This window comes from Bartonella sp. A1379B (assembly GCF_002022485.1).
Classification (GTDB): Bacteria; Pseudomonadota; Alphaproteobacteria; order Rhizobiales; family Rhizobiaceae; genus Bartonella; species Bartonella rochalimae.
In genome coordinates this window covers 1,030,019-1,053,415 of sequence record NZ_CP019780.1, presented here as the reverse complement: position 1 = coordinate 1,053,415, position 23,397 = coordinate 1,030,019, and the positions used below count along the sequence as shown (strand labels likewise).

Annotated in this window: 16 protein-coding genes and 1 tRNA gene; 9 read left to right on the top strand and 8 right to left on the bottom strand. The window is 35.8% G+C overall.

Features of this window, described 5'->3' with window-relative positions; all coding sequences use genetic code 11:
- The first annotated feature begins 106 nt into the window (after positions 1–106).
- Positions 107–580, top strand: coding sequence for a transcription elongation factor GreA (greA, locus tag BA1379B_RS04515; RefSeq protein ID WP_035006958.1), 474 nt, complete (start codon positions 107–109; stop codon positions 578–580).
- 6 nt (positions 581–586) lie between these two features.
- On the top strand, positions 587–1,645 hold the full coding sequence (locus BA1379B_RS04510; RefSeq protein ID WP_078692435.1) for a glycosyltransferase family 4 protein: 1,059 nt from the start codon (positions 587–589) through the stop codon (positions 1,643–1,645).
- A 201-nt stretch (positions 1,646–1,846) separates the two neighbouring features.
- Here the strand turns inward: BA1379B_RS04510 and BA1379B_RS04505 are convergent, their stop codons facing one another.
- Entirely contained in the window at positions 1,847–3,241 is a 1,395-nt protein-coding gene (locus tag BA1379B_RS04505; RefSeq protein ID WP_078692434.1) for a TrkH family potassium uptake protein, read from the bottom strand.
- A gap of 294 nt (positions 3,242–3,535) precedes the next feature.
- On the opposite strand from BA1379B_RS04505, the gene trxB reads away from it, so the two are divergent.
- Together trxB and BA1379B_RS04495 are read left to right on the top strand one after the other, a co-directional pair.
- On the top strand, positions 3,536–4,483 hold the full coding sequence (trxB, locus tag BA1379B_RS04500) for a thioredoxin-disulfide reductase (RefSeq protein ID WP_078692433.1): 948 nt from the start codon (positions 3,536–3,538) through the stop codon (positions 4,481–4,483).
- 58 nt (positions 4,484–4,541) lie between these two features.
- Entirely contained in the window at positions 4,542–5,447 is a 906-nt protein-coding gene (locus BA1379B_RS04495) for a LysR family transcriptional regulator (protein ID WP_035006966.1), read from the top strand.
- A 533-nt stretch (positions 5,448–5,980) separates the two neighbouring features.
- Here the strand turns inward: BA1379B_RS04495 and BA1379B_RS04490 are convergent.
- The 6 genes from BA1379B_RS04490 to BA1379B_RS04465 form a co-directional block, all read right to left on the bottom strand.
- Complete coding sequence (locus BA1379B_RS04490) at positions 5,981–7,183, bottom strand: pyridoxal phosphate-dependent aminotransferase (protein ID WP_078692432.1); 1,203 nt, start codon at positions 7,181–7,183, stop codon at positions 5,981–5,983.
- Positions 7,184–7,768: 585 nt separating this feature from the next.
- Positions 7,769–7,978 carry a cold-shock protein gene (locus BA1379B_RS04485; RefSeq protein WP_035006968.1) on the bottom strand — a complete coding sequence of 70 codons (210 nt, stop codon included), beginning with the start codon at positions 7,976–7,978 and terminating at the stop codon, positions 7,769–7,771.
- A 258-nt stretch (positions 7,979–8,236) separates the two neighbouring features.
- Complete coding sequence (carB, locus tag BA1379B_RS04480) at positions 8,237–11,722, bottom strand: carbamoyl-phosphate synthase large subunit (protein ID WP_078692431.1); 3,486 nt, start codon at positions 11,720–11,722, stop codon at positions 8,237–8,239.
- Between the two features lie 630 nt (positions 11,723–12,352).
- Positions 12,353–13,543 carry a glutamine-hydrolyzing carbamoyl-phosphate synthase small subunit gene (gene carA, locus BA1379B_RS04475; protein ID WP_035006970.1) on the bottom strand — a complete coding sequence of 397 codons (1,191 nt, stop codon included), beginning with the start codon at positions 13,541–13,543 and terminating at the stop codon, positions 12,353–12,355.
- Between the two features lie 461 nt (positions 13,544–14,004).
- On the bottom strand, positions 14,005–14,256 hold the full coding sequence (locus BA1379B_RS04470; RefSeq protein ID WP_035006973.1) for a GlsB/YeaQ/YmgE family stress response membrane protein: 252 nt from the start codon (positions 14,254–14,256) through the stop codon (positions 14,005–14,007).
- 340 nt (positions 14,257–14,596) lie between these two features.
- Complete coding sequence (locus tag BA1379B_RS04465; protein WP_078692430.1) at positions 14,597–15,829, bottom strand: mechanosensitive ion channel family protein; 1,233 nt, start codon at positions 15,827–15,829, stop codon at positions 14,597–14,599.
- A 112-nt stretch (positions 15,830–15,941) separates the two neighbouring features.
- On the opposite strand from BA1379B_RS04465, the gene dnaG reads away from it, so the two are divergent.
- From dnaG to BA1379B_RS04450, 3 genes are all read left to right on the top strand, one after another.
- A complete protein-coding gene (dnaG, locus tag BA1379B_RS04460; RefSeq protein ID WP_035006978.1) occupies positions 15,942–17,870 on the top strand; it encodes a DNA primase in 1,929 nt (642 codons plus the stop codon).
- A gap of 343 nt (positions 17,871–18,213) precedes the next feature.
- Positions 18,214–20,223, top strand: coding sequence for an RNA polymerase sigma factor RpoD (gene rpoD / locus BA1379B_RS04455; RefSeq protein WP_078673910.1), 2,010 nt, complete (start codon positions 18,214–18,216; stop codon positions 20,221–20,223).
- Positions 20,224–20,338: 115 nt separating this feature from the next.
- On the top strand, positions 20,339–20,800 hold the full coding sequence (locus BA1379B_RS04450) for a YcgN family cysteine cluster protein (RefSeq protein WP_035006982.1): 462 nt from the start codon (positions 20,339–20,341) through the stop codon (positions 20,798–20,800).
- A 28-nt stretch (positions 20,801–20,828) separates the two neighbouring features.
- Here the strand turns inward: BA1379B_RS04450 and BA1379B_RS04445 are convergent, their stop codons facing one another.
- Complete coding sequence (locus tag BA1379B_RS04445; protein ID WP_078673909.1) at positions 20,829–21,572, bottom strand: SIMPL domain-containing protein; 744 nt, start codon at positions 21,570–21,572, stop codon at positions 20,829–20,831.
- Positions 21,573–21,744: 172 nt separating this feature from the next.
- Here BA1379B_RS04445 and BA1379B_RS04440 point away from each other — a divergent pair.
- Positions 21,745–21,818 (top strand) — tRNA-Ile (locus tag BA1379B_RS04440).
- 384 nt (positions 21,819–22,202) lie between these two features.
- On the top strand, positions 22,203–23,258 hold the full coding sequence (gene ispH, locus BA1379B_RS04435) for a 4-hydroxy-3-methylbut-2-enyl diphosphate reductase (RefSeq protein WP_035006985.1): 1,056 nt from the start codon (positions 22,203–22,205) through the stop codon (positions 23,256–23,258).
- Positions 23,259–23,397 lie beyond the last annotated feature (139 nt).

Here is a 23,397-nt window from a genome sequence, read left to right as displayed (position 1 = left end):
GTACTATATAATGAAAGCAACTGTAATTTTCGGGTTCCAAGAGTTATCTTGGAGGCCGATTTTTATATCTTTATAAGGTCTTTCGTGTACAAGAAAGGGACGGATTATGGAAAAAGTTCCGATGACTACAGCTGGTTTTGAAAGTCTCAAAGAAGAGTTACGGTGGCGTCAACAACAAGAGCGTCGACGGATTATTGAAGCAATTTCTGAGGCGCGTGCGCATGGTGATCTGTCAGAAAATGCAGAGTATCATGCTGCTAAAGAAGCACAAAGTCATAATGAAGGGCGTATAAACGAGCTTGAAGATTGTATTGCGCGAGCAGAAGTTATTAATGTTTCACGTCTTTCAGGCGATAAAATTAAATTTGGAGCTACTATTAATCTTTTAGATGAAGACACTGAAGAGAGAAAAGTTTATCAAATCGTTGGTGATCAAGAAGCTGACGTAAAAACTGGTAAGATTTCTATTTCTTCTCCTATTGCACGCGCACTTATTGGTAAGCAAGAAGGTGACGTAATTGAAGTAAACGCACCAGGTGGTACGCATAATTATGAAATTATTAAGGTCCAATATATCTAAATCATTATGCGTGTGTCTTTGAAAGAAACTGATATTATTGTTCCACATTTTAAGAAGCGTTTATCAGGGGTCACAACGACGATTATTCATCTTGTTCCATTGCAGCGAAAACAGGGTTTTTATATATCCACTTTAGGGGTAGGGTTGCCAAAAAATTTGCCTGCTCTTTCTTTTAAAGATCTTGTTGGTTTATGGAAAAGTCCAGTAGGAAAATCATTTCGAATTTGGCATGCACGACGCAATATTGAGATGCTTTGTGGGGTTTTCTTGCGCGATGTTTTAAAAATGAAACTTAAACTCATTTTTACATCGGCATCTCAACGTCATCATAAACCTTTTACAAAATGGTTAATTCGCCGCATGGATAAAGTGATTGCTACAAGTGAACGCACTGGAAGATATCTTGAGGTGCCTCATCAAGTTATTCTGCATGGTGTTGATCTTGAGCGTTTTTCACCACCAAAAACCATTGATGATTGTTTTTCAGCTTCTGGGTTATCTGGGAAATATGCGATAGGGTGCTTTGGACGTGTACGCTATTTAAAGGGCACTGATTTATTTGTGGATGCAATGTTAGAATTATTGCCACGTTATCCAGATTGGACAGCGATTATTGCTGGTCGGACTACAGCAAAACATTATAACTTTGAAAAACAATTACGTCAGAAAATTGCTACTGCTGGTTTAAGCGATCGTATTATTTTTCTTGGTGAGATCCAGGATATACCTTTGTGGTATCGTCGTCTTTCACTTTATGTTGCTCCCTCTCGTAGAGAAGGCTTTGGTTTAACACCATTAGAAGCAATGGCATCTCAGACTGCTGTCGTTGCTAGTAATGCAGGGATGTATGAAGAATTAATAACAGAAGAAACAGGAACAGTTGTTCCTGCAGGAGATCAAGCAGCTTTAACAGAAGCGATTGAATTGTATTTTTCTGATTTAGAAAAAACAATAATGACAGGGAAAAAAGCGTTAACTCATGTTCAGACACATTTCCCTTTGGAAAAGGAAGCAAGAGCAATTGGGCATGTTTATAAGGAAATGTTTGCAGAGGAAATATTTTAAATATACCAGACTCTATTTTTAGATGGAGATGAATAATATTTAAAAGCAAGATACATGCCGTTCATAAACATAATGCTAAGCTTCTGATATTCGTTCGATATTTTTGATGTGCTGATTTATTAAAAGCCCTTTTGGCATTTTATATTCGTTTAAATTTATATCATCATAATGCTTATTCTATGAATTTTCAGATGTTAAATATTAGAATTGTTCGCTCCAAAAAGAACGGGTAAAAAGGACAAAGATCGTTATAATTTCAAGACGGCCGGCAAGCATTAGAGCACTCAAAATCCATAAGGCATGATCATTAATGGTTGAGAAATTTCCCACAGGGCCAATAATGCTTCCAAGGCCTGGACCAATATTTGAAAGCGCTGTTAAAGCGCCCGTACAAGCAGAAATAAAATCAAGTCCAGTAGTGAGTAAAAGTGCAGTACCAATAAAAAGACAAAACATATAAAGGCACAAAAAAAGTAAAACTGCTTTAGTAATATCATTAGAGACATTTGAATGATCATAGCGTACTTTTACAATTGCATTGGGAGAAAGAAGCTGTGTCATGTTTGCTTGTGCAATACGCCATAAGATAATTAAACGGTTAACCTTTATGCCGCCGGAAGTAGAGCCAGCACAACCACCCGTGAAAGAAGCAATAAAGAAAATGCCAAGTGCAAAAGGTCCCCAAAGTTGATAGTCTTCAGCACTATAACCGGTGGTACTAATAACAGATGTAAGGTGAAAAATGACATCAAGGAAAATTTTGTGGAAGGGAAGATGATTATGAAATCGCAACCATGTTGCTAGCGCAAAGCTAAAGAGAAAAACAATACTAAGAAAAACGATTACTTGTGGGTCTATGGAACGTTTAGAGTATCCAGGAAGTAATAGTTTAATATAAAGGACAAAAGGTAATGCAGAAAGCAACATGAAGATTGTAGCAATTATTAAAATAGCTGGTTTATCAGAAAAATAACCAAAGGAGGTGTCATGGGTTGAGAACCCAGCTGTTGCTATCGTTGTCATTGCGTGGTTGATAGCATCAAATAATGTCATGCCAGCAGCAAAGTAGGAGAGCATGCAAGCTAATGTTAGTCCAATATAGGCAATAATAATGCCGTTGGCAATTTGGTGGATACGGGGTAATATTTTTTCTGATTTATCAGATGATTCCATATGGAAAAGTTGTATACCGCCAACCCGTAATGAGGGCAAAAGCAATAAAGCTAAGCCGATAAAACCAATACCTCCAATCCAGCATATGATGGAGCGCCATAATAAAATGCTTCGCGATAGATGATCAAGATCAGTAATAACTGTAGAGCCTGTCGTTGTAATTCCAGAGATGGATTCAAAAATTGCTCCTGCTAGGGAAATTGGGAGTGAAGAAAGATAAAAAGGGAGAGCTCCCACTACACTTCCTGTTAGCCATAGACAAAGGGTTAGTGTAAAGCTAAGCCGTGTTGAAAAACGACAAGTAGCTCCTCTCGTTGCTAAAAGAATAAGTGTTGCTAATACAGTTGTAATAGCAAAAGGATAAAGAAAAATCGTCCAATTATGATTGTTATCGCGCAAATCCGCAAGAGCTGGCAAAAGCATAGTCCCTCCCATGATTAATGCAAACCGTGCGCAAATATTAATAATAAACTGAAAAATAGTCGCTCCTTGTCTTTATTTATTGATTGTAATGTTTACCTAATGAGAATTTATACGCTTATGTAATATAAATTTAATGCTTATACTAAGCAAATTATGATAAATTGGCAATGTACCTTTTAATAAAGCTTGAAAAATAGGATTTTACTATAATTCAAGTTCTTAAGAAATGTGTTTTTAAAGACGGTATTTATCATAAACTTATAGAGTGTAATAAAGGCTGAAAAAAGGAGTTTTATAGTGCAATTGCATATTCGTGTTCTTATTATTGGCTCCGGACCTGCTGGTTATACAGCAGCTATCTATGCTGCTAGAGCAATGCTTAAACCAGTATTGATTACTGGAGTGCAGCAAGGAGGGCAGTTAACAATTACAACTGATGTTGAAAATTATCCAGGTTTTTCTGATCCAATTCAGGGGCAATGGTTGATGGAGCAAATGGCAAAGCAAGCAGAAAATATGGGTACAAAAATTGTTTATGATAGTATTGTAAAGGCTGATTTATCTAAGCGTCCTTTTACCTTATTTGGAGATTCAGGAACCCAATATTGCTGTGATGCACTCATTATTGCGACCGGAGCACAAGCGCGTTGGCTTGGTTTGGAAAGTGAACAAACCTTTATGGGGAGTGGCGTTTCTGCTTGTGCTACTTGTGATGGTTTTTTTTATCGTGGTAAGGATGTAATCGTGGTAGGTGGTGGTAACACAGCTGTTGAAGAAGCTCTTTATTTATCTCATTTGGCTAAAAGTGTAAGTGTGGTTCATAGGCGGGATCATTTTCGGGCAGAAAAAATCTTGCAAGATAGGTTGTTTTCTCGTGATAATATCCAGGTTATTTGGGATCATATAGTGGAAGAAATTATTGGTTCATCTGCTCAGTCTCCAACAGGGGCTGTTGTGACAGGTGCGCGTTTAAAAAATACAAAAACAGGTCAAAAGATGCAAATAGATGCAGATGGAATATTTATTGCTATTGGTCATGATCCTGCTGTTTCTTTGTTTGAAGGGCAATTGAAACAAAAACCAGGGGGATATTTATGGACGGCACCTGATTCAACAGAAACAAGTATTGCTGGTGTTTTTGCCGCAGGGGATGTCACTGATAATTTATTTCGTCAAGCTGTAACTGCAGCAGGAAGAGGATGTATGGCAGCGTTAGAGGCAGAACGGTTTTTGGATTCATAGATATACATCTCAAAAAGGTAATTTTTATAAATAAAATCAAAAAAGTAGGAGGAAAATTGTGTCATTGCCATTAGATTGGAATAAATTAAGAGTTTTTCATGCTGCGGCAGAAGCAGGCTCTTTTACGCACGCAGCTCAAAGGCTTCATTTATCTCAATCAGCAATTTCGAGACAAGTTTCGGCTTTAGAGCAAGATGTTCGAGTGCCTTTATTTCAGCGTCATGCGCGCGGTTTAATTTTGACAGAGCAGGGCGAAATACTTTATCGTACAGCCCATGATATTTTGATGAAGCTTGAGAATACGCGTTTGCAATTAAGTGAAAGTCGTGAAAAACCAACAGGACATTTACGCGTAACTTCGACTTTTGGAATGGGGACAGGGTGGCTTGCAGAGCATATACCTGAGTTTTTGAATTTGTATCCTGATATGCAAATTCAGCTTTTGCTTGACGATGAAGAGCTTGATTTGACAATGCGTTATGCAGACTGCGCTATTCGTTTACGTCAGCCTCAACAGCCTGATCTTATACAAAGAAAATTATTTACAGTTCATATGCATGTTTATGCTTCAGAAAATTATATTGCAAATTATGGTAAGCCAGAAAAATTATCTGAACTGGATGAACATCGCATTATTTCATTCGGTGAACCTGTGCCACCTTATTTGGTCGGTTTGAATTGGTTACAGAGAGCTGGAAAAAGTGATGATTCAGTGCGCGTTTCGATTTTGCAAATTAATAACATTGTTTCAATCAAAAATGCACTTATGCGCGATCTTGGTATTGCTGTACTTCCTGATTATATTGTGAATAATGATGAGAAACTTATACGTCTTTTTCCTGATATGATTGATATTCCTTCTTTTGATACTTTTTTTTGTTATTCTGCTGCTTTGAAGAATTCAGCAAAATTGAATGTTTTTAGAGATTATATCTTTTTAAAAGCACGCAAATGGTCATTTTAAATAATATGTTTATAGATCTATTGAAGAAGCAAAGGCTTATAATCTAGTAAGTTATGTATTTATTGCACGGCAGATTTATTGAAGTATTTATTTTATAAAATGGGAAAAAATATTATCTCTTGATTACGTTTTCTTGAGTGCTTCCTTTAAGGATCATCGGGTTGATTTTATCTTTCAAGATCTTCTGAGTTTGCCTGGTTTTAGTCCAGCTTTTTTATTAGAGAACAATCAAAAGGCGCGTAAGTGATCTTATCCTTTTAGGAATTGCTGTTATCTCTTTTTTATATGCAATCATATCTAATATAGATGTATGAAAGTGAGCTGCTATCTTTTTTAAGCATCGGTTTGAGAAGTTTTGAGAATATTAAAAAGTACTATTTCCATTATGAACTTATGTCATTTAATGTCTATATTGAGATAAGTTATGGTTTATCTTGAAGAATAAATATTCTTTATAAAATATATTTAATAATTCACGCTATCATTTATTTTTAATTCATTAATACCACCTGGGCAGATGATGATTCAGAATTTCAGGACAAGCTGTTACAAAAGCGCTGGATACGAAAACAAGCTTCTTCAAGTATTTCATCTGATGTTGCGTAGGAGATACGAAATGCCGGTCCAAGTCCAAAAGCAGATCCATGAACAACAGCAACGGACTCTGTTTCCAAAAGAGCCGTTACAAAATCTTCATCACTTGTAATAATTTGACCTTGAGGTGTTTTTTTACCAATAAGCTTTGCACAGGATGGATAAACATAAAATGCACCTTCAGGTGTTGGGCAATCAATACCATAGGCTTGATTGAGCATAGAAACAGCAAGATCTCGACGTGTTTGAAAAATAGTTTTATTTTTAGTTATAAAGTCTTGTGGACCATTCAGTGCTTCTACACCTGCCCATTGTGAAATGGAACTTGTACCAGATGTTTGTTGACCTTGAATGATGTCCATAGCTTTAATTAATTCATGTGGACCACCTGCATAGCCAATTCTCCACCCCGTCATGGAATAGGCTTTTGAAAGACCATTCATTGTCAGCGTACGGTCGTAGAGTTGTGGCTCTACTTGAGCTGGAGTAACAAAAGTAAAATCTCCATATGTTAAATGCTCATAGATATCATCAGTGAGAATATAAATATGAGGGTATTTCATTAAAATATCAGTTAATTTTTTTAATTCATCGTATGTGTACGCAGCACCTGATGGATTCGAGGGAGAATTAAAAATAAACCATTTAGTTTTTGGAGTGATAGCAGCTTCTAGATCTTGTGGTTGAAGCTTATAAAAAAATTCAGCTTTCGTTGCTACGAAAACAGATTTACCACTGTTAAGAGCAACCATTTCAGGATAACTGACCCAATAAGGAGAGGGAATGATAACTTCATCATCTTTATTTAAAGTTGCCATTAATGCATTAAAGAGAATTTGTTTGCCACCTGTGCCAACAATGATTTGTTCTGGTGTATAAGTAAGATTATTTTCTCTTTTAAATTTTGCAGAAATAGCTTGACGCAATTCTGGAATACCAGATATGGGCGTATATTTTGTTTCTCCACGTCGAATGGCTTCAATAGCAGCATTTTTGATATTATCTGGTGTATCAAAATCTGGTTCTCCAGCGCTTAAGGAGATGATATTACGACCTAAAGCTTTTAGAGCACGCGCTTTTTGAGCTACGGCAATTGTTGCGGAGGGCTTGATGGAAGAAAGCTTATCAGCAATGAAAACCATCGTTTCAATTCCTTATAATATAGGCAGGAAATTCTTGATTATAAAAATTACAAAATACATAAAGATTATGTCGTAAAAACACAAAACTGCAAGAAAACTGTCAGAAAATTTTATTGTAAACTTAGATTTAGTGAATCTAATTTTTTATACTGAGGAAATTTTGAAAAATCAATTCAAGAATAAATTTTCTTTGGTGTTGATAGTGAAGCATTTATCCGATTTTATTTCTACAAGGCATATCAAATTATACAGCCAACTTGGCTGAAAGTTTATAGTTTGTAGATGAGATTAAGCAGATGAAATTAATTGTAAAGATGACTCGTTTATTGAAAAAAATAGATTAAAATTTTTTGTCTTGTAGAGCATTGTGACTTTATTAAATTTCTTATTTGTGTGGTTTTTTGTTATTATCCAATAATAAAATTTTTCATAATTACTGGTTTATGTGTCACATTTTTCTGTAAGTTTATTATAATTGAGTTGTGATTAATTTAAATAAAATAGAGAAACAACTTAATCATTATAAAAATCAAAGAATGGAAAACTCGCCTATGAAGGCGAGATAGTTTATAGAATGCTCAAATTTTAAAGAGCAGAAAGATTTCCAGCAGCAAATTTTCCTGAACGGCGGTCTTGAAGAACATCATAAGAGATTTTTTGTCCTTCATTTAAGTTGTGTAAACCAGAACGCTCAACAGCAGAAATATGTACAAACACATCTGCACTTCCATCATTGGGTTGAATGAAACCAAAACCTTTATTTGTATTGAACCATTTAACTGTTCCTTTAGACATAGGAAACTCCTTAGTATATATAATATTATGTATTGAGATTTAAATTTCTCAATACGAGTTTAAATCGAAATTAGGCAGGAGAGATTTCATCAGAAGTGCGATTGCACAGAAAAGAAAGATCGCGTAACCGAAAATACGATGTGAAAGACTATAAAAGATTTTTCGATATAAAGCAAGCCCTATTGATTTTTTGTTATATTCATCAAAGATTGATAAAGAAAATAAAGATATTACATTTTTGGGTACGCAGGGAAATTTTTAAGTAAAATAATTTTGCAAAGAACACACTTCAAGATTGCTAGTTTTGAGTGCTCGAATAGCCTGTGCTGCGGATTCAGCGCCAGCTACTGTTGTGTAGTAAGGAACTCTTTGCATAAGTGCTGCGTGGCGCAATGATTTGGAATCTGAAATGGCACTCGCAGTATTAGTTGTATTGAAAATTAATTGAACTTTTAGATTACGAATAGCGTCTTCAATATGAGGGTGGCCTTCTAGAACTTTATTAATTTTTTCTGCTTTAATGCCATTTTCGACAAGAAATTTTTGTGTTCCAATTGTTGCTAAAATAGAAAAACCAAGCTCGCTTAAACACTTGACAGACTTTAAGATACGTTCTTTATCTTCATCTCTCACAGAAACAAATAAGGTGCCTTCTTTAGGAAGATCAACACCAGCTCCAAGCTGCGCTTTAGCAAAGGCAAGTGCAAAATCATAATCAAGTCCCATTACTTCACCTGTTGAACGCATTTCAGGGCCAAGCAGTGTATCTACACCTGAAAAACGGGAAAAAGGAAAGACTGCTTCCTTAACCGCAATATGTGGTCTTTTCTGTGTAGACGGTATTCCACCATAAGCGTTGAGTGCACTTTGGAGATTTTCTCCGATCATGATACGTGTCGCGATTTTAGCAATTGGTCGACCAATAGTTTTTGCAACAAATGGAACAGTACGTGAAGCACGAGGATTCACTTCTAGGACATAAATTGTTTCATTTTTGATAGCATATTGTACATTCATCAAGCCACAAACATGTAGTGCTTTTGCTAAAGCTTTTGTTTGTTTTTCTAATTCATTAACTAATTTATATGAAAGTGTGCGAACTGGTAGAGAGCACGCTGAATCACCAGAATGGATACCTGCTTCTTCAATATGCTCCATAATACCGACAACAAGCGTTTCTTCTCCATCGCACAAACAATCAACATCAACTTCTATAGCTTCTGTTAGATAGGTATCAAATAGAAGCGGATTTTTAGAAAGTAATGTATTGACTTGATCTGTCTTGTTGTGGGGATAACAAGCTTTTATATCTTCTGGCACTAATTCAGGGACTATTTCTAACAAATAATGCTGCAAGTCACGCTTGTCTCGAATAATTTGCATAGCACGTCCACCCAAAACATAAGAGGGGCGTACGACCAATGGAAAATCTAGCTCATGAGCTATGCGTTGTGCTTGTTCAATTGAATAAGCAATATCATTTTTGGGTTGTGTTAAATTAAGTTTGCACAACAATTTTTGAAAACGATCTCTATCCTCTGCAAGATCAATAGCATCAGGTGAGGTGCCTAAAATAGGAATATTATTTTTTTCAAGTGCGCTTGCCAGTTTCAACGGTGTTTGTCCACCAAATTGAACGATAACTCCGACTAATTCACCTTTTTCTTGCTCTGTTTTTAAAATTGCTAAAACATCTTCAGTTGTTAAAGGTTCAAAATAAAGACGATCAGAGGTATCATAATCTGTTGAAACAGTTTCAGGATTACAGTTAATCATGATAGCCTCAAAGCCTGCATCACGCAAAGCAAAGGCTGCATGGCAACAACAATAGTCAAATTCAATACCTTGGCCAATTCGGTTTGGACCGCCACCTAAAATAGCAACTTTTTTGCGTTCAGAAATATTTGCTTCTGAGCACTCCGTACCTGCAAAAGGTCTTTCATATGTTGAGTACATATAAGCTGTAGGTGAAGAAAACTCGGCTGCACAGGTATCAATGCGTTTGAAAACATGTCTAATATTTAGGGATTGGCGTAAGGTAAAAATATCATCTGGTGTTTTTCCAGAAAGATTTGCTAAGCGCGCATCTGAAAAACCCATAGCTTTTAACATGCGTAAATTATCTGCATCATGGGGAAGTCCATGGACACGAATACGTTGTTCTGTTTCGATGATGGACGCTATTTGTTCCAAAAACCATAGGTCAATTTTGCTTATTTGATGGATTTCATTCAGGGATAAACCCATACGCATCGCTTGCGCTACATAACGTAAACGATCAGGACTTGGGATAGCAATAGCCGAACGAATAGAATTTTTTTCATCACCTTCAGCATGTTCAGGGATTATGATTTCATCAAGACCCGTAAGACCTGTTTCAAGTCCACGGAGTGCTTTTTGTAAAGATTCTTGGAAAGTACGACCGATTGCCATAACTTCTCCAACAGATTTCATTGCGGTAGTTAAGACAGGCGATGAACCAGGAAATTTTTCAAAGGCAAAACGAGGGATTTTGGTGACGATATAGTCAATAGAAGGTTCAAATGATGCTGGTGTTGCACCGCCCGTAATATCATTTTTTAATTCGTCAAGTGTATAACCAACTGCTAATTTAGCTGCTACCTTTGCAATTGGAAAACCGGTGGCTTTTGAAGCAAGCGCTGAAGAACGAGAAACGCGTGGATTCATTTCAATAACAATTAAGCGGCCATTTTCAGGATTGACGGCAAATTGTACGTTAGATCCACCGGTTTCAACCCCAATTTCACGGAGCACAGCAATTGAGGCATTCCGCATAATTTGGTATTCTTTATCGGTTAAAGTAAGAGCAGGAGCAACAGTGATAGAGTCACCGGTATGAACACCCATAGGATCAATGTTTTCAATGGAACAGATAATGATACAGTTATCCTTGTGATCACGAACAACTTCCATTTCGTATTCTTTCCATCCCAGAATACTTTCTTCAATCAACACTTCTGTTGTTGGTGAAGCTTCAAGTCCACGTTCGATAATTTCGTAAAATTCAGAGCGGTTGTACGCAATGCCGCCCCCTGTACCACCAAGTGTAAATGAGGGACGGATAATGGCTGGAAGTCCAATAATATCAAGAGCTTGAACCGCTTTTGCGGTGGCATGAGCTATATAATGTTGCTTGCGATTGGCTTCTGCATTATTCCAATCTTGCTCAAGCTTTTCTAATGCTTGATCAAGTGCATCGCCAGAAAGTTCATTTTTAAGTTTATTATATGCTTTTTCATATAATCGACGATCTTCTTCTTTGAGCTCAGTTGCATTCGCTAACATAGAACGCGGTGTTTCTAAACCAATTTTTGCCATTGCTTTGCGAAATAGAGCACGATCTTCTGCCTTATCAATAGCGTCAGCATTGGCACCGATCATTTCAACATTGTAGCGATTTAAAATTCCCATGCGCTTTAAGGATAAAGCAGTATTAAGTGCTGTTTGTCCTCCCATGGTTGGTAAAAGTGCGTCTGGACGTTCATGAGCAATAATTTTAGCAACTATTTCTGGAGTGATTGGTTCGATGTAGGTCGCATCTGCCAAATCCGGATCAGTCATAATGGTGGCAGGATTAGAGTTCACCAGAATAATTCGGTAGCCTTCTTCTTTTAAAGCTTTACAGGCTTGTGTTCCTGAATAGTCAAATTCACATGCTTGACCAATAATAATAGGTCCTGCTCCAATGATAAGAATAGATTTTATATCTGTGCGTTTTGGCATGGCTTTTTCCTATAGCAAGCACCTATGCGTAGTTGCGGTAGGCAGAAATTAGAATGTTGGCTAAACTCGTTTTATAGGTTAATAGATAAAGAAAGTAATCCATAAAATACTTTTTTATATTTTTTCTTTGGGGATAATGCTTGAAAACAGTGTGCTCTTATAAATAATGGTTAAATAATTTTCAAACGCAAAAGATGAAAGCATGAGTTGATTTCAGCAATGTTAGCTGAAATAGAAGATATATAAAGCGTTATTTTTGTTAATCTAACATGTATTGTAAAAATATGTTTTGAAGCATTATTATATTATACATTAGTAAATACGTTTTTTTGTGTATGCCTTGGTGATTAGTATTATGATATTTCAAATATAACGTTTTTAAAATATAACTATAAAGCTAGCTTTGGCTGTAATACTGTTTAGGTGGATTTTGTACTAGATAGGTTTAAGAATAACGATAGCACTGTATTTAGAGTTATAGGAGTTTATGGTAAATTATCTTTTTATAATTACATGTCTAATAAAGTATCTTTGATAAATGGTCGGGACTTATTCATACCAGTTTGCAGAAAATACAAGCCTTTATACGAATGATAAAGAAAGTCTAAATACTAAAACTATATGATTAGGTTATTTTTTATAATCCATAATCAAGTTGCGAAAATGGTGAAAAAGATAATGACTATCTTGAGGTCCAGGCGAAGCTTCAGGATGATATTGAACAGAAAAAATCGGTTTTTCGATAATTCGAATGCCGCAGTTTGAACCATCAAAGAGAGAAATATGTGTCTCTTCAACATGTTGTGGTAGCGATGTTTTATCTACGGTGAAACCATGATTCATTGATACAATTTCGACTTTGCCAGTAGTAAAGTCTTTAACAGGGTGATTGGCGCCATGATGCCCTTGATGCATTTTTATAGTTTTCGCTCCTACGGCAAGAGACAGCAGCTGATGACCAAGGCATATGCCAAAAAGTGGTATGTTGCAATCAATGAATGTTTTGATGGTTGGAACAGCATATTTGGCTGTAGCAATTGGGTCTCCTGGACCATTAGAAAGGAAAATACCGTCGGGATTCATAGATAAAATTTCATTTGCATTTGTAGATGCTGGCACAATAGTTATGTGTGCACCCAAGGCCGATATAAGGCGAAGAATATTGCGTTTAATGCCATAATCAATTGCAACAATGTGAAAATTACGTTTGCTATTTACACTATATCCTTTATTCCATATCCACGGGTTTTCATTCCATTCTATTAATTGTTTTGACGTTACTTCTTTTGCAAGATCAAGATTGATAAGACCAGACCATTTTTGTGCACGCTTTTTTAAAGCATTAATATCAAAATTTCCATTTGGATCATGGGCAATGACCGCATTGGGTACACCTTTTTCACGGATAAGAGTGGTTAATGCTCGTGTATCAATATCGTAAAGTGCAATAATTTTTCGTTCTTTAAGCCACTGATTTAGATTTTCATGTGCACGGTAGTTAGAAGGACCAGTAATATCTGCTTTGAAAATAGCACCAACTGCACCATGGTAATTGAGAGGTGTAAGATCTTCAATATCTTCTCGATTAGTGCCTACATTACCAATATGAGGAAAAGTGAAATTAACGATTTGTCCTGTATATGATGGATCTGTGAGGATTTCTTCATAGCCTGTTATGGCGGTATTAAAACATACTTCAGCTTCAACAATTCCTGTAGCACCCGCACCTTTACCTTCGATTACTGTACCATCGGCTAATACTAAAAGAGCTGTAGGCTTATTTGTGCTCCAAGGACTGGGAAGCGAGATGGTTTGTGTCATTGTTTGGGCTCACAATTTGCTATTTGAAGGCGTAATACTCAAAGTCACGCAAAAACCATGCAACTATAATTAATGCTATACATTGTAATTTTTACTTAGAGTTAAAGTATAAGGATATTTTATAAAGAGGTAAAGATCCAGATTTGAGTTTTCTAAAACTATTTAGAGACATTAATTCCTTAGAATGAAGCAAAAAAACAGTGAGGAGTTATGGGCTTTGTCTTATTGGAATAATGAGAAAACCATTACATAGGGTTTTGTTAGATTTGAAAGAAAATTCAATATACAAGTTGGAAAAATAGAGATATGGTAAAGAAACGCTCTGCAAGGCGTCATTGTTTATAATCGGTAATGCTGTAAAAAGCTGTAAACGGGACAATTATGCCCCGAGTTGTTATTGTTACAGTTTCACAACAAAAATAGAGTTTTATTTGCTTTAAAAGGCAATAGAGAACACTATTTTATGATCGAACTTTTCTGCCAATCCATATAAGGATGCAGGCTCCAATAAAACCTGAAATGAGATAACCCAGCCAACCAGCAAAATTGATTTCTAAAAAGCTTAGAAGGAAACTGGCTAATGCAGAACCAACAACACCTAAGATAATATTTAAAAACATCCCTGTTCGGCTGTTCATAAAATATTGTGCAATCCAACCTGAAAGTCCACCAATAATAATAGCCAAGATCCAACTGATATATGTATTTTCCATTCCACTCTCCTATGTCTAAACTTAAACTGTTATGTTTAACTGCAGTAGAAATTAGAGTAAGTTGTTTCAAGGTCAAGAATTATGCATTGTGTTATTTAAAGAGAGCTTGTTGTTTAAAGCTTTATGATGGTTTTTTGTGTTGATTTTCTTAAGCAATGATTGAATTCAATCTATACAGAAAAGATAATTATTCTTTCAAAAAAATGAAGGATTAGCTATTTATTTATGCAAAAGGATCTCTTAGATAAGAATTTTGGAGTATTCTTCGTTCTTTTTAATTGAATAGATTGTTATTTTATAGCGACAAGTTTTTTAAAAGAATAAACGTGATTAAAGTTCATTATTTTGTTTTTAATGTATTTTTAACATTATAGCTTGCGCGTGTTAAATCATAACCACATGGATTTTGGAAAATTTTAAGGCCAAAGTCAGGAAGAACAGAATAAAGGTGATCAAAGATATCAGCTTGAATTTGTTCGTATTCTTCCCAAATGGTGGTATTCGTAAAGCAATAAATTTCTAAAGGTAAACCATTCGGCGTAGGAGGTAATTGCCGTGTCATTACAGTTGCGTTTTTTTTGACATTTAGATGCTCTCTTAAATAAGATAATACGTAAGCCCGAAAAGTACCGATATTAGTTAAACGGCGAGTATTTGCTGGTATATCATGATTTTTTTCTAAGCGAGTATTCCATTCATTAATTTCAGGTATTTTTTGTGCAAAGTAGTTTTCTAGGAGATTAAATCGTGCTAAATATTCCTCTTCTTTTTTTGTATGAAAGCGGATACTTGCTTGATCAATAAATAAAGATCGTTTGATACGTCGACCACCTGATTCTTGCATACCACGCCAATTTTTGAAAGGATCAGTTACCAGTTTACGGATAGGAACTGTGGTAATTGTTTTATCAAAGTTTTGAACTTTTACAGTATGAAGGGCAATTTCAATGACATCACCATCTGCACCAAGATTAGGAATTTCAATCCAATCTCCAACACGTACCATATCGGTAGATGAGATTTGAATTCCTGCAACAAGAGAAAGTAATGTGTCTTGAAAGATCAAAATCAAAACAGCTGCCATTGCACCAAGACCAGAAAAAAGAATAAGAGGCGATCGGTCTATTAATGTGGCCAATATAAAAATAGCAGTAAGCGTAAAAAGTGCAATTTTAGCTATTTGAATGTATCCTTTTATTGGCTTTAACCTTGCTGCAGGTCTTTGTTCATAAAAGGTATTAATGATATTAAAAAGAGCAGAAATTGTTAAAGCAACGATAAAAATGATAAAGGCATTGGAGACATTTCGGATAATTGTACTGAGAATATTGGGCAATGTAGATATAAAATTGATGCCAGTTGAAAGAATAAAAGCCGACGCAATATGAGCTATGTACTTAGTAATATTTTCAATATCAGTAATTGTATTGTGATGGAGGAACGCAGTGAGGTGTTTTTTTCCGCGAATAAGTAAGATACGTGTTAAAAAATTAACTAAAAGTGCAATAAGAATCAGAACGACTAACCAAGAAACCATTTCTAGTGATGGATATTGAACAAGAAATTTAAGCACTGTACTTTATCTCCATTTTGATTATTCATTTCTTATTTAAGATGAAGTATTGGAATTATGCTTCAAAGTAACTAAAATGCAAATAAAGAATTTTTAAACTCTGTGAGAGATAATGCGTATTCCGCCTGATTTTCTTGATGAGATTCGCGCTAGGTTGCCAATTTCAGTGGTTATTGGTCAAAGGGTGATATTTGATCAAAAAAAAAGTAAACCTTCACGTGGTGATTTTTGGTGCTGTTGTCCATTTCATGGTGAAAAGACTCCAAGTTTCCATTGTGATGATCGTCGGGGTCGTTATTATTGTTTCGGTTGTAATACAAGCGGTGATATTTTTACCTTTCTTTGCGAACTTGATGGATTGCGCTTTTCGGAATCTGTAGAGCGTTTGGCTAATTTTGCAGGTATGAAATTACCTGCCTTTGATTTACAGAATCATAAAGATGAAATGAAAAAAAATGATCTTTATGATGTTATGAAAATAGCGACGGATTTTTTTCAAAATAACTTACATCATCAAATTGGTGCCCAAGCACGCCATTATCTTGATGAACGTGGTGTTACATTAGAACTTGCAAAGCGTTTTCAGATTGGTTTTGCTCCGATAGGACGTACAACTTTGAAAGATGCGTTGAGTGCGCGTGGTATTTCACTAAAGCAAATGGAGGATTGTGGCCTCCTTATATCCGGTGAAGATATTTCTACTCCCTATGATCGATTTAGAAATCGCATTATATTCCCTATTGAAGATTTACGTGGCCGTGTGGTTGCTTTTGGGGGGCGTTCGTTAGATAAAAATGCACGAGCAAAATACTTAAACAGTCCTGAAACGGTTCTTTTTCATAAGGGTAATATGCTTTATAATGCGGCATCTGTCCGTAAAAATAGCCGTGCCTCAGAAAAAAAAGAAGCATGTTCTGTTCTGGTTGTTGAAGGCTATATGGATGTCATTGCTTTAACTAAGGTTGGTTTTGAAAAAGTAGTTGCCCCTTTAGGAACAGCATTAACAGAAACGCAAATTGAACTTTTATGGCAAATGGAGTCTGATCCGATTTTGTGTTTTGATGGAGATAATGCCGGTTTAAAAGCTGCTTTCCGTGTTGCTGATCGTGTACTTCCTCTTTTAAAAGCAGGAAAGTCTGTGCGTTTTGTTTTATTGCCAAATGGTAAAGATCCAGATGAAATTATTCGTACAGGAGATGCGCATCTTTTTTCTTCTTTTGTTCAAAAAGCAATTCCATTGATTGAGCTTTTATGGTGGCGTGCTACTTCCGGAAAACATTTTACAACTCCAGAAGCACGCGCTGCATTGGAGCGAGAACTAAAACAACAGATAGCAACAATTAAGGATAAAGATATACATCGTTATTATTTTCAAGATATCAAAAGACGGCTCTTTGCGTTTTTTCGTTCATCTTTATTAAAGCAAAAGAAGCAAGGAGAATATATTCAAAATCAAAAAGATGGAATGTTTAAAGACCAATCTTTTTCTGCATTAGAAAATTCTAATATAGTTCGTAGTTCAAAACATTTCATTCCTTTGCGTGAAGCAGTTATTTTGCTGATTTTAGCTTATTATCCTGAACTGTGGTACGAGAATTTTGACGTTTTTGCAGAATTAGAATTAAAAAATGATCAATTAATGAGTTTGCATCAGTCCATGTTGGAAATTCTTGGAAATCAACAGTTATGTGATAAAGAAACAATGACTGTACTTTTAGAAGAAAAAGGGAAAAAAAGTATTTTAGAGCATATAGATAACCTTGTGCAAAGAGTTGGTATGCGGATTACTTTTGGAGGTGCTCCTGTAGAAGATGCTCGTGCTGTATTAAAACAAGCTATCTACTTGCATCTTCAAGAACACCACCTACATAAAAGACTACAAGATATCGAAGAGGAACTCATAAAAAATCCTAGAGATGAAGTTTTTGATCTACTTCGTGAGGTGAAAGCTGAATTGGAACGAACACAGGCAACAGAGGCTTTAATTGAGGGATTCGGATCTTGGTTTTGCGAAAAAATAGATGAGGGCAAACCAAAATAGAATAAAATGATTCGCTTTTTAAAAGCGAATCAGTCACGAAGTCTGATATAAAAGCCTTAATTATTGAAATGACGTTTTTGTGAAGAATAATGACTAAATTTTAGGAAAAGCGGGAAATTGGTTCTTACTATGTGGTGCAGATATTATCTCAGAAAGACTGAGATGTATTGGGCTGATCTCTATAGTATTCCCGTGATTTTGCGTGAAAAGGTGTGTATAAAAGTGTGTCTTTTTGAATAAAAGATTAATCCTGTAAACAGTGCATATAAAAATTTTAATGCGCTAAGTAAGAATAATAAGCTGATCACACGAACCTACCTAGTGATCAAGTGGAGTTAACAGTATGGCAACAAAGGTTAAACAAAAAGATAATGTGGAAGAAATGGGCAAAGTAAGCTCGGATGGTTCTCTTCTTGATTTTTCCGATGATGCTATCAAAAAAATGATGAAACTTGCCAAAAAAAATGGCTACGTGTTGATGGATGAGTTGAATGCAGCTCTTTCTTCTGAAGAATTCACGTCTGAGCAAATTGAAGATATATTGGCAATGTTCTCTGAGATGGGTATTAGCGTTATAGATGATGAAGATGAAATTGAATCTGGACAATATGAGGAAGAAATTACAGTAGAAGGTGGCGATTTAGTAGAAGCCACAAATTATGCGGTTGCAACAACATCTAAACGTGAAGTAGCCGACCGAACTGATGATCCAGTTCGTATGTATTTGCGTGAAATGGGAGCCGTTGAATTACTCTCGCGTGAGGGTGAGATTGCTATCGCTAAACGTATTGAGGCTGGACGTGAAACGATGATTTCCGGTCTTTGTGAGAGCCCTTTAACATTTCAAGCTTTAATTATTTGGCGTGAAGAGTTGCAAGAGCAGCGTATTCTTCTGCGTGAAATTATTGATCTTGAGATGACTTATTCTGGTCCAGAAGCGAAGCAGGCTCCTATTATTGATGAAAGTGAAGTCAAAAAAATAAAAGAAGAAACATCATCTTCTAGCATGCGTGATATGAATGATCTTGGAGAAGAGATAGGGGGCGAAGATGATGACGAAGAAGATGACGAAGTTAATTTATCGCTTGCAGCAATGGAGCATGAGTTGTGTCCTCAGGTTGTGGAGACTTTAGATTTTATCGCTGAAACTTATGTAAAATTACGTGAGCTACAAGATCAACAAGTTGAAAGCAGTTTATCACATCGTAAGGCAGAACCTCTTTCATCGGAACAAAGAAAACAATATACTGAATTGAAAGATGCTTTAATCCAAGCAGTAAAATCTCTTTCTTTAAATCAAAACCGTATTGAGGCATTAGTTGAGCAATTATATGATATCAATAAGCGGTTGATACAGAGCGAAGGTAAGTTGAAGAGGCTTGCTAGTAACTATGGGATTGGGCATGAAGATTTCTTAAGAGAATATCAAGGTCGTGAATTGGACGCTGATTGGGTTAATTATATTGCAACTTTATCAGGACGTGGTTGGAAAGAATTTTCAACTTGTGAAGCTAAAGTCATTCAGAGTTTGCGTAATGAAATACAAAATCTCGCGCAAGAAACTGCTATTTCAATTAGTGAATTTCGTCGAATTGTTACGCAAGTACAGAAAGGGGAGCGTGAAGCGAATATCGCTAAAAAGGAAATGGTGGAAGCTAATTTGCGTCTTGTTATTTCCATTGCTAAAAAATACACTAATCGTGGTTTACAATTTCTTGATCTTATTCAGGAAGGCAATATCGGTTTGATGAAGGCCGTTGATAAATTCGAATATCGGCGTGGATATAAGTTTTCAACTTATGCGACGTGGTGGATACGTCAAGCGATTACACGGTCTATCGCTGATCAGGCACGGACTATTCGTATTCCTGTTCATATGATTGAGACAATTAATAAAATTGTTCGTACATCACGCCAAATTTTACATGAAATTGGACGTGAACCAACCCCAGAAGAACTTTCTAGCAAGCTTTCTATGCCGTTAGAAAAAGTACGAAAAGTGCTTAAAATTGCGAAGGAACCTATCTCACTTGAAACACCTGTTGGTGATGAAGATGCTTCTCATTTAGGTGATTTTATTGAAGATAGAAATGCATTGTTACCAATTGATGCGGCTATTCAGGCTAATTTACGAGATACAACAACGCGCGTTCTTGCTTCATTAACACCACGTGAGGAGCGTGTTTTAAGAATGCGTTTTGGTATTGGAATGAATACTGATCATACATTAGAGGAAGTTGGCCAACAATTTTCAGTGACCCGCGAGCGTATTCGTCAGATTGAAGCAAAGGCACTTCGTAAGTTGAAACATCCTAGCCGTTCACGCAAATTACGGAGCTTTCTTGATTCTTAATTAAAAAGAACAGCGTTTTTAAAAGATAAATAAAAATATGTTGTGCGTACTAGATCAAATTTTATTGATTTTATCCTTTAAAAGAATTGTCTTATGAAAAAAGTAGATCCTGTTTATGAGTAAGGAACTTCCTTTTTGGAAAAGGAAAAAATTAGAGGAAATGTCTGTTACTGAGTGGGAAAGTCTTTGTGATGGTTGTGGGTGTTGTTGCTTGCATAAATTAGAAGATGACGATACTGGTGACATTTATGCAACGAGTATTGCTTGTCGTCTTTTAGATAAAGATACTTGTCAATGTAAAAATTATACTCACCGTAAATCAATTATTTCAGATTGTATATTATTAGATATTGCTACGATTAAAACAGCTCGTTGGTTGCCAGAAAGTTGTGCTTACAGGTTGGTGAGTGAGGGTAAAGATCTTCCGTGGTGGCATCCATTAATCTCAAAAGATTTTCAAACGGTACATCAAACTCAATTTTCTGCACGTGAGCAGATTAAAATTCATGACGATGAATTATCATCTACGGAATCTTATTATCAATATATCACCGGAATTCTTTATAAAAACCGATGATATAATTATTTTACTCAATGATTGATGATTAGTCGTCTATAGCAAATGTTATAGTGACACTAACATGATAATTCAATTCACCTCCTGAAAAGTTTGTATCTGCATAGCTTGCAGATTGTGCTCTACTCATAAGGCGTGGTGTTGGATAATATTCGTTATTACTTTCATTAATTGTAATAATCTTTCCTAATTTCACGTTGGCTGCTTGAGCTAAGGTTTCTGCTTTTGCAATAGCTTCAATAACAGCTTTTTTACGTGCTTCTTTATACAATGGCTTTGTATCGGCATTGGTAAAGGTAATTCCATTAACAGAATTCACACCAAGTGCCATTGCTTGATCAAATATTTTACCAGCATTGGCCAGATCACGGATATTTACTGTTAAAGAATTTGAAACATGATAAGTTATTTCATTGTTCTTTTTTTCTTGTTTTTTATCTGAGTTCGTTTGGTAAATAGATAAGCCTGATGTTTGCAAGTCATTTGCTTGAATGCCATTATTTTTAAAAGTATCTAAAATATCATTCATAAATTTATTATTCGCTGCTAATGCTTTTTGAGCAGTCGTATCATGAGTCACAACGGCTAGATTGATAATCGCCATGTCTGGTGTTGCTTGGTTTTCACCGGTTGCTGTAACTGTAATTGTTGGTGCATTTTTTATTGTTTCTTCCGCATGTACGAAGCATGAAGTAGTGAGTAGAGATAATACAGTCAATATCGACAACTTAATTCGGTAGACCTTCAACAGTTGGAAAATCATTTTAGTCATGTTCAATCCTTATAATATATATATATTCTATTACTTTCCCATTTTTTGTATTTATTGTAAAGGAATTAGGGCGCTGAAAGAAAAAAAAACAAGAAGAAAGAAAAAAAGACGAAGTATAATTAAAGCAAGCTCTTGTATAATAGGATATTTTAGTTTAGAGAAAATCTCTGTGGGGCCTGTAGCTCAATTGGTTAGAGCCAGCGGCTCATAACCGCTTGGTTGGGGGTTCGAGTCCCTCCGGGCCCACGTTTTCCTAATAAAATCAATATATTTATTTCAAGATGAGGGACCTTGTGGGTATTCATTCCATTAGTCTATCTCTGGTATGAGAAGGTCATGATATAAAGGTCCTTAATTAGGTTTTACTGATCAAGGATTTATGTGGTATGTACAGTCGTTTTTCTGATCTTAGCAAGAATGGTGATTTATTAATGCTTTATTTCGTGAAAAAAGAAGTTGTGGCTAGTGTTTATTGCACCATTTTTTAGATAAATGATGATTAGCAGTCTTAATAGGAAATAGGAATCGTCTAGTTTTTCTCTTTATACTCTTTGTTTATAAAGTAACAATGATATATTACAGTGATATGTGGTAGTTGGGGTGAAACTTTATGGATATTAAGGATCAATTGTGTCTGTACTGCCCCCTTTAACAATTCGCCTTTGTGGGCCACGCGGGTTTTGTGCTGGTGTTGATCGTGCTATCCAGATTGTTATTCTTGCATTGAAAAAATATGGTTCTCCAGTATATGTCCGTCATGAAATTGTACACAACCGCTATGTTGTTGAGGGATTGCAGCAACGAGGAGCCATTTTTGTTGAAGAACTTTGTGAGATACCTGAAGGGCATCGTAGTCGACCTGTTGTGTTTTCTGCTCATGGTATACCAAAGTCTGTACTAGAAGATGCTGTTCGTTACAATCTATTTTATCTTGATGCGACATGTCCATTAGTTTCTAAAGTCCATAAGCAAGCAATTCGTCATCAACGTCATGGCCGTCATGTTATATTGATTGGTCATGCTGGTCATCCTGAAGTAATTGGAACTATGGGGCAGCTTGAAGAAGAGAATGTTACATTGATTGAAACGGTAGAAGATGCTTTATATTATCAACCAAATAATCCAAATAAATTAGGATTTGTAACACAAACAACACTCTCTGTTGAAGATACAGCAGAGATTCTTAATATATTAAAACAGCGTTTTCCTGCGTTAGCAGCTCCAGCAGCTGAATCAATTTGTTACGCTACCACTAATCGGCAAGATGCTGTTAAGGCAGCAGCGTTAGGAAGTGATTTATTTTTAATTGTTGGTTCACCGAATTCATCTAATTCTAGACGTTTGGTGGAAGTTGCTGAGAAATTTGGTGCGCGTCAATCTATTTTAATTCAGCGTGCTAATGAAATTGATTTTGATAATCTAGGTATTCTTTCAGTCATTAGTCTTTCAGCAGGAGCGTCAGCTCCTGAAATTATTGTTGATGAAATCATCACAGCGTTTCGTGCACGTTATGATGTTACAATAGAATTGGCTGAAACTTTAGTTGAAACGGAAACATTTTTAGTGAATCGTGAATTACGTGATATCAGCCTATCTTCTCAAGATATAGCTTTTATTAAAGGACGAGCAGAAGTACTGAAAGATGAAAATAACGATAACAGTGTTCATCAAATAAAAGAAAAATAGGCGCAATTATAGGGGATATAATCTAAGGCATTTAAACCACGTTACTCAATAGGTTTGCTTTTAAAAACAAGGAAAAGAGAGGATGTTGGAAGTCTAGAGTTTTATAAAATAGAGTGACTATTCGCTTTAATGTTTATGA

Excerpts from the sequence above, each read along its gene's own strand:
- BA1379B_RS04510 (WP_078692435.1), top strand. The coding sequence starts at position 587 with ATGCGTGTGTCTTTGAAAGAAACTGATATTATTGTTCCACATTTTAAG.
- greA (WP_035006958.1), top strand. The coding sequence starts at position 107 with ATGGAAAAAGTTCCGATGACTACAGCTGGTTTTGAAAGTCTCAAAGAA.
- BA1379B_RS04505 (WP_078692434.1), bottom strand. The coding sequence starts at position 3,241 with ATGCTTTTGCCAGCTCTTGCGGATTTGCGCGATAACAATCATAATTGG.
- dnaG (WP_035006978.1), top strand. The coding sequence starts at position 15,942 with ATGCGTATTCCGCCTGATTTTCTTGATGAGATTCGCGCTAGGTTGCCA.
- carB (WP_078692431.1), bottom strand. The coding sequence starts at position 11,722 with ATGCCAAAACGCACAGATATAAAATCTATTCTTATCATTGGAGCAGGA.
- carA (WP_035006970.1), bottom strand. The coding sequence starts at position 13,543 with ATGACACAAACCATCTCGCTTCCCAGTCCTTGGAGCACAAATAAGCCT.
- BA1379B_RS04450 (WP_035006982.1), top strand. The coding sequence starts at position 20,339 with ATGAGTAAGGAACTTCCTTTTTGGAAAAGGAAAAAATTAGAGGAAATG.
- BA1379B_RS04490 (WP_078692432.1), bottom strand. The coding sequence starts at position 7,183 with ATGGTTTTCATTGCTGATAAGCTTTCTTCCATCAAGCCCTCCGCAACA.
- BA1379B_RS04485 (WP_035006968.1), bottom strand. The coding sequence starts at position 7,978 with ATGTCTAAAGGAACAGTTAAATGGTTCAATACAAATAAAGGTTTTGGT.
- BA1379B_RS04470 (WP_035006973.1), bottom strand. The coding sequence starts at position 14,256 with ATGGAAAATACATATATCAGTTGGATCTTGGCTATTATTATTGGTGGA.
- rpoD (WP_078673910.1), top strand. The coding sequence starts at position 18,214 with ATGGCAACAAAGGTTAAACAAAAAGATAATGTGGAAGAAATGGGCAAA.
- BA1379B_RS04445 (WP_078673909.1), bottom strand. The coding sequence starts at position 21,572 with ATGACTAAAATGATTTTCCAACTGTTGAAGGTCTACCGAATTAAGTTG.